The sequence below is a fragment of the Providencia sp. LY12 genome (assembly GCF_057621555.1).
Genome location: NZ_CM172594.1, coordinates 2,268,792 through 2,280,972 on the forward strand (window position 1 = coordinate 2,268,792; position 12,181 = coordinate 2,280,972).

Below are 12,181 nucleotides of genomic sequence, written 5' to 3' on the forward strand. Positions count from 1 at the left end.
GATGAAAGGCACGGTATTACAAAAGATTGTAGATGATAAATTTGCCTATTTAGCGGAGCGCAAACAACGTCAACCGCTGGCAAGTTTTCAATCTGAAGTGCAACCTGCGCAACGAAATTTTTACTCAGCTCTACAAGCGAAGCGCCCAGTATTTATTTTAGAGTGCAAAAAAGCCTCTCCATCGAAGGGGCTTATCCGTGAAGATTTCGACCCCGCGGTGATTGCGGGCATGTATGCCCCTTATGCTTCTGCCATTTCAGTTTTGACTGACGAAAAATATTTCCAAGGGAAGATGGATTACCTGACGATTGTCAGTAACACCGTTAAACAGCCAGTTCTGTGCAAAGATTTTATCGTTGACCCTTATCAGATTTACCTTGCTCGCTATTACCAAGCGGATGCTATTTTACTCATGCTGTCCGTATTGAATGATGAACAATATCTTGCCCTTGCCGATGTAGCACACCAACTGAACATGGGCGTACTCACCGAAGTGAGCAACGACGAAGAGCTGGAACGTGCGATAAAATTGAAAGCTAAAGTGGTTGGGATCAACAACCGCGACCTGCGCGATATGTCTATCGATTTAAATCGTACACGTCAGCTCGCGCCACGTTTACCAGCAGGAACCGTGGTGATCAGCGAGTCAGGTATTCTTCAACATCAACATATTCAAAGTCTTGCAGATGTCGCGAACGGATTCTTAATTGGTAGCGCCCTGATGGAGCAAGCAAACTTACCTCAAGCACTGCGTAACTTGCTGATTGGTGAGCATAAAGTGTGTGGCTTAACCCGTGAACAAGATGCTAAAGCCGCATTTGCCGCAGGGGCTAACTTTGGTGGACTGATTTTTGCTGAAAAATCCCCTCGCAAAGTGACGCTGTCACAAGCAAGGCAGATTATTCATGCTGCGCCACTTAAATTTGTGGGTGTTTTCCGTAATCAATCCGCGGATTTTGTGGCGCATATTGCCCAACAATTGGCGTTGCACGCAGTTCAACTCCACGGCGATGAAGATAATACCTACATGGCACAATTACGTGAAATGTTGCCAGCTCACTGCCATATTTGGAAAGCGCTGAATATGGCTGATAGCCAAATCGCCGATTATGACCCTGCGTTAATTGATTTGCTGCTATTAGATAACGGCGCTGGCGGTACAGGAAAAACCTTTGATTGGTCATCAATACCAACAAATAGCGGTCACAAACTGATGGTGGCTGGTGGACTTACCCCTGAAAACTGCCTGCAAGCCGCAAAACTCGTCTGCAATGGGCTTGATTTTAACTCTGGCATTGAAATCGAACCGGGTATTAAATCCGAACAGAAATTAAACCAAGTCTTTGATGCATTGAAATCAGCCCGTATGGCGATTTAGCGCAAAGCCATATTAATCATACTGAACATATAAACTTAAAATGGATAATAAATAATGAGCAAATTAGATCCCTATTTCGGTGAGTTTGGTGGGCAATATGTCCCAGAAATTTTGATCCCAGCATTGAACCAGCTAGAAGATGCCTTTATTGACGCACAAAATGATCCTGCGTTCCTAACGGAATTCCATGATCTACTTAAAAACTATGCGGGTCGTCCAACCGCATTAACTCTGTGCCGCAACCTGACAGCAGGAACCAAAACTAAGCTTTATTTAAAGCGCGAAGATTTACTCCACGGTGGCGCCCACAAAACCAACCAGGTGTTGGGGCAAGCATTACTCGCCAAACGGATGGGTAAAAATGAAATTATCGCTGAAACGGGTGCGGGTCAGCACGGTGTTGCTACCGCCCTAGCTTGCGCCTTATTAAATATGAAGTGCCGTATTTACATGGGTGCAAAAGACGTTGAGCGTCAATCTCCAAACGTGTTTCGTATGAAGCTAATGGGCGCTGAAGTGATCCCTGTCCATAGCGGCTCTGCAACCTTAAAAGATGCTTGTAACGAAGCACTAAGAGACTGGTCTGGCAGTTATGAAACCGCGCACTATTTATTAGGTACTGCGGCAGGTCCTCACCCATATCCGACTATTGTGCGTGAATTTCAGCGCATGATCGGTGATGAAGCTAAACAGCAAATTTTAGACAAAGAAGGTCGCCTACCGGATGCGGTGATCGCTTGTATTGGTGGTGGTTCGAACGCTATCGGTATGTTCGCTTCATTTATCCCTGAAGAAAGCGTCGGGTTAATTGGTGTTGAACCTGCCGGTCACGGTATTGAATCAGGGCAACACGGCGCTCCGTTAAAACATGGTCGTGTTGGGATTTATTTCGGTATGAAATCCCCAATGATGCAAACCTCTGAAGGGCAGATTGAAGAATCTTACTCCATTTCAGCAGGGTTAGATTTCCCATCAGTGGGGCCTCAACATGCGCACTTAAACAGTATTGGTCGTGCTGAATATGTTTCGATTACCGATGATGAAGCGCTAAACGCCTTTAAATTACTGTCACGCAAAGAAGGGATTATTCCTGCATTAGAGTCATCTCATGCATTGGCGTATGCCCTCAAAATGGCAGAGCAAAATCCAAATAAAGAGCAGTTGTTAATTGTCAATTTATCCGGTCGTGGTGATAAAGACATTTTTACGGTACATGATATTTTGACCAGCAAAGGGGAAATCTGATGACGCGTTATACTCAACTTTTTCAGCGTTTAAACCAACAAAACCAAGGCGCTTTTGTTCCCTTTGTCACGCTAGGTGACCCTGATGCTGAGCTTTCTTTAAAAATTGTCGATGCGTTAATTGCCGGTGGTGCGGATGCCTTAGAGATTGGCATCCCCTTCTCTGACCCTTTAGCGGATGGTCCGACAATTCAAAATGCCAATTTACGCGCCTTTAAAAGCGATATCACGCCGACGTTATGTTTCGAGTTGTTAGCCCGTATTCGAGCTAAACACCCCGATATGCCAATAGGCTTATTGGTGTACGCTAACTTGGTTTTCACCAATGGGATCGACCATTTTTATCAACGTTGCCAACAAGCTGGCGTAGATTCCGTTTTAGTTGCCGATGTGCCAATGCGTGAATCAAAGCCGTTCCGTGAATCAGCCATCACCCACGGCATCGCCCCAATCTTTATTTGTCCACCAAATGGGGATGACGCACTGCTAAAAGAGATTGGAGAACATAGCCAAGGTTATACGTATTTACTCTCTCGCGCAGGCGTCACTGGTACAGAGCAGCGAGCGCAAATGCCATTAACTCATTTAGTGAGCAAATTAACCCAATATGGCGCAGCACCTGCACTTCAAGGATTTGGTATTTCGGAGCCTGCTCAAGTGACTGAAGCGATTCGTAATGGCGCTGCGGGGGCAATATCGGGTTCTGCTGTGGTAAAAATCATTGAAAATAACCTACAACAACCACAAGAAATGCTCAGTAAATTAACGACGTTTGTGGCAAATATGAAAGCCGCCACACAAAAATAGTACCTTAATTTATTTTCTTCATTGTGTCAGAAAGCCATCAATAATTTGATGGCTTTTTTCATTTCAAATAGCCGTTAATGCATTCAATGGTTTCTGTCAAATTTCCACTTTACGGATAATATTTAAAATATATTAGGTAAAGTTACTCAGGCTAATTTAGTTTAAATATCCATCTTGATATTTAATTATAAATTTAAATTTTCACTCTGATTATTGGTCTCTTTTGACATTGTGAATTTAATGTTAAATAAAATATAAATGATTTAACATTGAGTTTTCTGCTTATTATATTCTTTATTCTCTAAAAACGAAAAATCCGGGAGTAAATTCCCGGATTTCTTTACTGCTTTCTAATCCATTAGCGAGCAAGAATAAACTTGCCGAAGTCCTTAAGAAATTAGAAGCGGTAACCCACACCAAACATAAATACAAATGGGTCTAAACGAGTATCAACTTTAACGCGGTCTTCACCTGCTTTGAATTTAACGTCAGTATCGATATTCATCCACCAAACAGAGGCGTTTAACATCCAGTTTTCATCAAGCATGTAGTCCATACCTGCTTGCGCTGCAAAGCCCCAAGAGCTTGACAGGTCTAGGTCAGACAGGCCTGCTTCTTTACCAGTACTATTAAATTTCTCATCAAAGAAGAACGTATAGTTCAGACCTGCACCTAAATAAGGACGCAGTTTATCTTCTTTGCCACCGAAGTAATATTGAGCCATCAGAGTTGGTGGTAAGTGTTTAACTGTTGCGATATTTCCTGTTGGGCCAGTACCAACTTTATGCTCAAAAGGAGTCGCTGCTAATAATTCCACACCAATATTATCGGTGATCATATAACCGAAAGTTAAACCTAATTGGGTATTATTATTTGCATCAAAATGACCTAAATTCGCATTGCCCAGTTTAACATCGTCCCCGCCAACATTTGGTCTTACAGTAGCTGTACCTGCACGGAATAAAAAGTCGCCAGCTTCATGAGCAAATGAAGCCGCTGGAGCTAAAGTTGCAGCAGCCAATACAAGCGCAGTGAGTTTTTTCATTGTCAATCCCATTCCTATGTTTATTATTTAGCAAAAATATAGCCTATTCTTAAATTTAATATTCAAATCAAGATCACATCTTTTGCTAATTTATATATTTCTTAATAAAGCTGAGTTTATTATTCCATTACTGGTTTTTTCTATTTTGATTTGAATCAATTTTCATGAAATAACTATTAAAATAAAAAATGATTTTATATTAATGGCTAATTAAATCGCGATTTAAATATATATTTAAAATACATCTTTAAGATTATTCTTTATTAATAGTGATACACTCATTTATTGTGTAGCACACTTATTTAGGCTAACTCCCAGACTTTTCTTATCTTTCTCTACCTATACGTCCGATACTCAGTTACAATCACCGTCAAATTTTTATTCCGTTTGTAGATAGGAGCAGTTACATGTCCATTTCGGCCAACTCACTCTTTCGTGACAGCATCAACTTTTTTAAAAACCAGTTGAATGGCCTCTTCACCATTGTGTTAATCGCCACCGCAATCAGCGTGATTGTCTACGCAATGTTAATTCCTAATGAACGGATGATCGGCGTGTTACTTGAAGCGCAGAACCAGCTACTTGAAGCGGGTAATGCCGGGTTACAAAATTGGGTACTGAGCTTACCTGAAGACGAGAAAAACAGCATTCTGCGCGTATCTATGGGCTTGATTTTATCCGTAGCATTGGGAAGTTTGGTACTGATGTGCGGCGTGCTCTCTTATATCGCCAATTTATCTCGCGGTGAAGCCGTGAACGGAACTCAAGCATTAGTTTCATCATTACCTAAAGCCCCTGCGATGTTCCTGCTGCTGATTATCTGTTCCTTATTAATTCAGCTGGGTATCACCTTGATGGTGCTTCCTGGTCTGATTTTGGCGATTGGCTTTTCTCTTGCCCCTGCCATTTTAATGAATGAAAAAGTAAATCCATTTAATGCGATGGGTAGAAGCTGGAAGCTGGCATTTGCCAATTGGCGTATCGCTGCCCCAATGATTTTAATTTGGATGGCAACGCAAATGTTAGTCAGTATGCTGTTAAGCAGCCTGCAACTGAATCATATTGTGGTCAATGGTATTTCATTCCTGATCAACAACATGATTGCCGCTTTTGCCTTAATTTACTTTTTCCGTTTATATATGCTGAGCAGCAAAAACGCATAACGTATAACGCATTACGCATTACGCATAAATAGAAACAGATTTAATGATCAAAAAGGGCGTCTCTTCAAAGTGACGCCCTTTTGTTTTTAATCCTATCGATACCATTACTCTGACAACTTACTATCAGCGGTTCCTTCCTCGCTCTCCTTGCGTTCTTCAACACTTTTTTGCTGAATATGCTGCTTACTCTGGATCAAGCGGATAGCGAAATAGATATCTGGCACCACCAGTAAATCATCATCAGAACGACTAATTTTATTTTGTGATAACCAACGGTTTAGGGATGTTCGTCGCCCAGCTAGCACCAGCGTTACCCCTTTGGCTTTTAATGACGTCACCAGCTCGTTAAGTGCAGAGAATACGCTCACGTCGTTATGGGTAAAACTGACCGCCGCATCGACAATAACCCACGCCGGACGTTTACGTTCGCTATCTATATGCTTATTTAAACGATCTTTAAAATAGTTCACATTGAAATAGGTCAGCGGTGAGTTAAAACGATAAATCAGCACGCCTTCAACCGCCTGAATATCATTATCCGGGTTCATTGAGTGCAACATACCCTGCTCGTCAACACCCAATAACTGATCTGTCGGGCGGAATATCACCCGCAAAAATTGCAGCAAACCTAACAACACGGCAAAGCCCACTCCGCTGATCAAGCCGACCACTAACACCGCGCATAAAGTAAAAACGCATAAGAAAAAGGCTTGTCGGTTACGTTTACGCATTGCATAAATGCTGCGAAAACTAATCAGTGAAAACGTCGAGACCACCAACACCATACCTAATGCGGGCATCGGAATATAACCCAGTAGATCCATTGAAAACAGCAACACCACCAAAATAGTGAGCGCAGCAATGACCGATACCATCTGTGTTTTACCGCCCATCATATCGTTCACAGCAGTTCGGCTACTGGCCGCACTCACAGCAAACCCTTGAGATAATGCAGAAGCGATATTCGCCATGCCTAAGGCTCGTAGCTCTTGATCAGCATCCACGGTATAACCATTTTTGCTAGCAAAGCTCCGCGCCGTCATCATAAAGCTCACAAAGCTGATCACTGCCAAGTTTAAGGATGGCGTTACCAAATCCCGCAATAAGCCAGGGTTAAAATCTGGAGCGGCTATTGAAGGTAATCCATTACCCAAATTACCCACGGTGCTAATGCCATATTGTTCAAGATTAAAGATAATACTGGCGCTGGTTGCCAAGACCATCGCAATAAGCAGTGATGGCCATTTGCTGCGTACCCGTTTGATCACCATCGTCACAGTAAGGGTTAACACCGCCACCGTTAATGTCGGAATATGGGTTTCAGGTAGTGCGAGCGGTAGCGCTACTAAACGCTCGATAAACCCAGAAGGCAGCGAGTCAATACCAAAAATTTTGCCTAACTGGCTGACAATAATGGTCAGTGCGACGCCATTTAATAACCCTTGTAAAATCGGCCCTGATAGAAAATCAGCAAACATCCCCAGACGAAAGCGCGCCGCAATTAGGCACCATATTCCCGTCATTAAACTCATCACAATAATTAATTGCCAACGGGTGTTTTCATCCCCCATCGCCAAGGGTGCAACGGCAGCGGCGATCACCGCACAGGTTGCTGCATCCGGTCCAATGATTAATTGTTTAGAGGTTCCAAACAATGCATACATCAGCATTGGTAAAATACAAGCATATAGCCCGACAATGGCATTGATCCCCATGAGTTCAGCATAAGCAATTGCCACAGGCAGCGCCACGGCGGCGACCGACAACCCCGCTTTCACATCCGGTCCCAAGTTCGCCAACTGATATTGGCTAAAGGTTTGTAAACCGGGCATCAGATTAAATAATCGCGCCTTTATCATGGAAAAAATCTCTAAAAATTAATCAGTTAATTTCTTGTGTAGACTATTTATATCCGAACTATTAAAGTTTATCTAGGACTAAGTCAAATAAGGGTAAAATAGTGCAAATTTGATTGGTTTACAGGCTTAATTCTTGGTAAAAGAGAGCAAACTTTTAACAATCTGCGCAAAATCAGTTAAACTACGCCACTATGTTTAAGTTGACTCTGTTTGAATTGACTCTATTTAAGCTGACTATGTTCACGTTAAGGATCTGAATCCACTGTTATGAAACAACTTATTGATTTTATTCCTTTGGTTATCTTTTTTCTCTTTTATAAGCAATACGACATTTATGTTGCTAGCCAATCATTACTGATAACCACCCCGATTTCCTTATTGGTCACTTACTTTATTTATAAAAAAGTGGAAAGAGTGGCAAAAATCACCTGTGCGATTGTGATGGTATTTGCAGGGTTAACGGTGTTATTTCACAGCGCTGACTTTATCAAATGGAAAGTCACCATTATTTATGCTCTTTTTGGTATTGCTCTGTTTGCGAGCCAATGGTTTACAGAAAAACCGCTCATTCAAAGAATGTTGGGTAGCAACCAAGAAATTAAGTTAGCGGACAGCTATTGGTTAAAATTAAATACCGCTTGGGGTATTTTCTTTATTGCTTGCGCTGTTATTAATATTTACGTGGCTTATTGGATGGCTGAGAGTGTTTGGGTCAACTTTAAAGTGTTTGGATTGACGGCTGGCACCTTAATTTTCACTATCCTTAGCGTGGTATATATTTTCAAACACATGACTAAAGAACCTCAGGCGGAAAAGCCGGAAGAGTAATTTATTTCTTCGAAATATTATGATGATAAATAAGCTGCGCACTTTCGCAGCTTTTTTATGCCTATCACAGTGATTTGTTACAATTATCTGTGACTGGATGTACTCTAGCGGTTTACTATACTTATGTTTGTTTGCTATAAATGAGCAACAAAATCATAGTGTTTAATTCCTTTTAATAAAGAGTTTGATATGCAATTACCTAACGGTGAACTCGTTTTACGTACTTTGGCAATGCCTTCAGATACCAATGCGAATGGCGATATTTTTGGTGGCTGGCTAATGTCTCAAATGGATATTGGCGGCGCTATTTTAGCAAAAGAGATTGCTCTGGGTCGCGTAGTAACAGTGGCAGTCAATGGCATAAAATTTCAAAAACCAGTTGCTGTTGGTGATGTTGTTTGTTGTTATGCTCGCTGCTTAAAAACAGGGAAAAGCTCCGTCACTATCAATATTGAAGTGTGGGTGAAAAAAGTGGCAACCCACCCTGTAGGTCAGCGTTATCAAGCTACTGACGCGGTATTTACTTATGTGGCGGTCAATGATGACAATACGCCTCGTGCGTTACCTGAAGATAAACAACATTTCGAATTAGAAAGTTCACAACCTCAGGCTTAATCATTCATATACAGTAAGGGCGCTTCATAAGCGCCCTTTTTTGATCCCGATATTTCCTAGCATTTAAGCTTGGCTTACTGTGCCATCTACTTTGAAGTAAATTTCAGTGGTATAACCTTTCGCTGGTAGCTTTTCATATTTCCAACGGTTCATTGCACGCTTCACATCACGCTCAAACATCCCTTTAGGTGAAGCTTCAACAAACTCAATATTTTGCACTCGCCCATCTTCATCGATGTCATAGCGTACTTTCACATAACCATTTTTCCCTAGGCGACGAGCGCGATCTGGGTATTCAGGCGCTTGTTTACTTAATGCTTTTGGACCACGCTGACCAGTGGATTGGTTAGATGCTGTTGCATTATTTTTGACGTTAGTATCAGTTCCGCGCGTGTTAGTGACTTCTTTTGGCGTAGTATCTGTATTTGTGGATGGTGTTTTGTTCATCGCCAGTTGTTTTTCAACCGGTTTAACGGGCTCTTGAACTTTTTTCGGCTCTTTTTTAGGTTCTTTCTTCGGTTCAGGTTTCTTTTTTACTTCTGGTTTTTTCTGAGGTAAGACTATCGCCGGTTCAACTATAGGCTCGGGTTCAATGATAGGTTCAGGTTCAACCACAGGCTCTGGCTCTGCCTGTGTTTCAGCTGGTGGAGTGGCTGCTGGTTCAGCAAAAGAAAGCATTGCTATCGAGATTGGCTCCTCAGGTTGAGGAAATTTCGGTTGATTAAAAATCCATGCCATTGCCAAGCCCGCATGAATTGATAATGAAACAGCAATGATCACTAACAGTCTGATACCACGCATATGCAATTTTTACCCTACACCGTTTTACTTATTGAATATGGCTAATAGTTTAAATGCAAATAGCAATCATATTCAATAAGGTTTAGCGAACAAAGTTAAAAATGTGAGTATAAACGTGAATACCCTTACTCAATCCACTGTGTAAATAACAGGGAATGACGGCGTTTATAGATGTCCATTTTGCGGAGCGAATAAATGTGCATATTGCGGCGAGAGTGTCTTTCTAACCAACGGCGACGGCGGCGAACGACTTGTCTTAGCATTCTCCAGCGACCCACTTCTTGCCTACTGCGTCTCATCTTTTTAATCCTTATCAGGTGTATGTTCGTAACAGCGAAATATTATATGCCTTTGCTCACGAGAACCAAGTGGAAGTTATCAAAGTGTTGATGAAATTTACCCCGTAAAAGAGAGGTAGATTCATTGAATTTGTCATTAATTGCACTTTTATCTATTTAACTCAGTTTTTATTCAGAATTTTTACTAAATTCTGGTATGTTTATTCTTAGTCTATATTTAATAAGACATATTTTCTTTTTTCGACTCTTTTTCTCTCTGTCAGTGAGGCTTGTTATCCATTATGGCAACCGTCTACACCTTAATGAGTTGGTTACTGTTTTTCCTGTATTGGTTAATTGTTGCTGGGGTTACTGTTCGTATCCTCGTCACACGTCGCCCCGTCACTTCGGCGATGACATGGTTACTGATCATTTATATCCTGCCTCTGGTGGGGATCATCGCGTATGCCGCATTTGGTGAGCTCCATTTAGGTCGACGTCGTATCGATAAAGCCCACCAAATGTGGCCATCGGTTGCCACTTGGCTGGAAAATCTACGCCTCTCCAAACATATTTTTGCTAATGATAACAGCCCCGTTGCGGAGCCATTATTCCAACTGTGTGAGAAACGCCAAGGTATTGCAGGCGTCAAAGGCAATCGCATTCAATTACTGACCACCAGCGAAGACTCACTAAAAGCCATTGCCAATGATATTAATAATGCCAAGAACTCTATCGAAATGGTGTTCTATATTTGGCAGCCAGGTGGGCTTGTCGATGAAGTCACCGAAGCCCTTCTCAATGCGGCAAAACGTGGTGTTAAATGCCGCATTATGGTGGACTCCGCAGGAAGCTGGCATTTTTTCCGCAGTGATTATCCCGATAAAATGCGTGCCGCAGGGATTGAGTTTGTCGAATCTCTAAAAGTAAACCTTATGCGTTTTTTCCTGCGCCGTATGGATTTACGTCAGCATCGCAAAATCGTTGTGATTGATAACTATATTTCTTACACCGGCAGTATGAACATGGTGGATCCTCGCTACTTTAAACAAGATGCGGGGGTCGGTGAGTGGGTAGATATTTTAGTCCGTATGGAAGGCCCTGTGAGTACCACATTAGGGATTGTTTACGCCTTTGACTGGGAGATGGAAACCGGACAACGCATTTTACCGCCACCACCAGATAGCAATATCATGCCGTTCGAGCAAGATAACGGACATACCACCCAAATGATTGCATCAGGTCCTGGGTTCCCTGAAGAACTTATTCAGCAATCATTAATGACGGCGATGTTCTCAGCTCGTAAGCAGCTGATCATGACGACCCCATACTTTGTCCCAAGTGATGATTTACTGCATGCAATTTGTACCGCAGCGATGCGCGGCGTTGATGTCAGTATCATCATGCCACGCCATAATGATTCTTTCTTGGTTCGCTGGGCAAGCCGCTCTTTTTACACGGAATTACTGGAAGCTGGCGTGAAAATCTATCAATTTGAAGATGGATTACTGCACACCAAGAGTGTCTGTGTTGATGGGGAATTAAGCTTAGTCGGTTCAGTGAACTTAGATATGCGCAGCTTATGGCTGAACTTTGAAATCACAGTCGTGATTGACGATAAAAGTTTTGGTAGCGATCTGACGCTGGTTCAGTATGATTATATGGCTCGCTCCACACGCTTAGATATTGAAGAATGGGAACAACGCCCGTTCTGGAACCGTGTGATTGAGCGTCTGTGCTATTTCTTTAGCCCATTATTATGATCATAATAGTTACTATTGCTTAACCGTTAGGAAAACGTCATGAGCCAGAACCCAAGTATTAACCTAATCGATGAAGATGAAATCATTGAAATTGCCTATGACCTTTTCCTTGAAGGTGCGATGGATAACTTAGAGCCTGCCGACCAAGTGATTTTCGCGTTACAGTTCGAAGAGTGTGGCGCGGCTGAAATTGTGCCATTTAGTCAAGATTGGCATATTCTTGCCACCCAAGGATTACCTTTAGCGCAAATGAGTGAAGTGGTGATCGGGCTTGCTAAAAGCCCAGAGGATGAAATTGACGATATCTTTGCACGAATTCTTATCAGTCGTAACCCTAAGCACCCTTTCCAACATATCGAATGGAAACAGTAAGCAGAAATAAAAATGGGGGAAATATTCC

Annotated in this window: 12 protein-coding genes; 8 read left to right on the forward strand and 4 right to left on the reverse strand. The window is 42.1% G+C overall.

From position 1 onward, the window contains the following. Window position 1: 1 nt before the first annotated feature. Genes trpCF through trpA form a run of 3 tightly spaced genes read left to right on the forward strand, consistent with a single transcriptional unit; the run spans window position 2 to window position 3,429 of the window. Window positions 2-1,378 carry a bifunctional indole-3-glycerol-phosphate synthase TrpC/phosphoribosylanthranilate isomerase TrpF gene (gene trpCF, locus ACY3ZI_RS10725; protein WP_487375147.1) on the forward strand — a complete coding sequence of 459 codons (1,377 nt, stop codon included), beginning with the start codon at window positions 2-4 and terminating at the stop codon, window positions 1,376-1,378. Window positions 1,379-1,432: 54 nt separating this feature from the next. Further along, complete coding sequence (gene trpB, locus ACY3ZI_RS10730; protein WP_154603735.1) at window positions 1,433-2,623, forward strand: tryptophan synthase subunit beta; 1,191 nt, start codon at window positions 1,433-1,435, stop codon at window positions 2,621-2,623. After that, a complete protein-coding gene (gene trpA / locus ACY3ZI_RS10735; RefSeq protein ID WP_487375148.1) occupies window positions 2,623-3,429 on the forward strand; it encodes a tryptophan synthase subunit alpha in 807 nt (268 codons plus the stop codon). The genes trpB and trpA overlap by 1 nt, the downstream gene beginning before the upstream one ends. A gap of 397 nt (window positions 3,430-3,826) precedes the next feature. Here trpA and ompW read toward each other — a convergent pair whose 3' ends face one another. Further along, complete coding sequence (ompW, locus tag ACY3ZI_RS10740) at window positions 3,827-4,474, reverse strand: outer membrane protein OmpW (protein WP_036956531.1); 648 nt, start codon at window positions 4,472-4,474, stop codon at window positions 3,827-3,829. A gap of 407 nt (window positions 4,475-4,881) precedes the next feature. On the opposite strand from ompW, the gene ACY3ZI_RS10745 reads away from it, so the two are divergent. Beyond that, window positions 4,882-5,637 (forward strand): YciC family protein, encoded by a 756-nt coding sequence (locus ACY3ZI_RS10745; RefSeq protein ID WP_211885705.1) that lies wholly within the window; start codon window positions 4,882-4,884, stop codon window positions 5,635-5,637. Window positions 5,638-5,741: 104 nt separating this feature from the next. Here the strand turns inward: ACY3ZI_RS10745 and ACY3ZI_RS10750 are convergent, their stop codons facing one another. Then, the gene (locus tag ACY3ZI_RS10750; protein ID WP_487375149.1) at window positions 5,742-7,496 is read right to left on the reverse strand and encodes a SulP family inorganic anion transporter; all 1,755 of its coding nucleotides are present in this window, start codon (window positions 7,494-7,496) and stop codon (window positions 5,742-5,744) included. Window positions 7,497-7,763: 267 nt separating this feature from the next. Between ACY3ZI_RS10750 and ACY3ZI_RS10755 the strand changes: the two genes are divergently transcribed. Together ACY3ZI_RS10755 and yciA are read left to right on the forward strand one after the other, a co-directional pair. Beyond that, window positions 7,764-8,324, forward strand: coding sequence for a septation protein A (locus ACY3ZI_RS10755; protein WP_154603731.1), 561 nt, complete (start codon window positions 7,764-7,766; stop codon window positions 8,322-8,324). Window positions 8,325-8,513: 189 nt separating this feature from the next. Then, on the forward strand, window positions 8,514-8,939 hold the full coding sequence (gene yciA, locus ACY3ZI_RS10760; protein WP_006658727.1) for an acyl-CoA thioester hydrolase YciA: 426 nt from the start codon (window positions 8,514-8,516) through the stop codon (window positions 8,937-8,939). 63 nt (window positions 8,940-9,002) lie between these two features. Here the strand turns inward: yciA and ACY3ZI_RS10765 are convergent, their stop codons facing one another. Both ACY3ZI_RS10765 and ACY3ZI_RS10770 read right to left on the reverse strand, forming a co-directional pair. Continuing rightward, complete coding sequence (locus ACY3ZI_RS10765) at window positions 9,003-9,740, reverse strand: TonB family protein (RefSeq protein WP_036956526.1); 738 nt, start codon at window positions 9,738-9,740, stop codon at window positions 9,003-9,005. A 125-nt stretch (window positions 9,741-9,865) separates the two neighbouring features. Beyond that, window positions 9,866-10,039 (reverse strand): YciY family protein, encoded by a 174-nt coding sequence (locus ACY3ZI_RS10770; protein ID WP_132496008.1) that lies wholly within the window; start codon window positions 10,037-10,039, stop codon window positions 9,866-9,868. Between the two features lie 281 nt (window positions 10,040-10,320). On the opposite strand from ACY3ZI_RS10770, the gene cls reads away from it, so the two are divergent. Together cls and ACY3ZI_RS10780 are read left to right on the forward strand one after the other, a co-directional pair. After that, a complete protein-coding gene (cls, locus tag ACY3ZI_RS10775) occupies window positions 10,321-11,781 on the forward strand; it encodes a cardiolipin synthase (RefSeq protein ID WP_036956524.1) in 1,461 nt (486 codons plus the stop codon). 39 nt (window positions 11,782-11,820) lie between these two features. After that, a complete protein-coding gene (locus tag ACY3ZI_RS10780; protein ID WP_036956522.1) occupies window positions 11,821-12,153 on the forward strand; it encodes an HI1450 family dsDNA-mimic protein in 333 nt (110 codons plus the stop codon). Window positions 12,154-12,181: the final 28 nt, after the last annotated feature.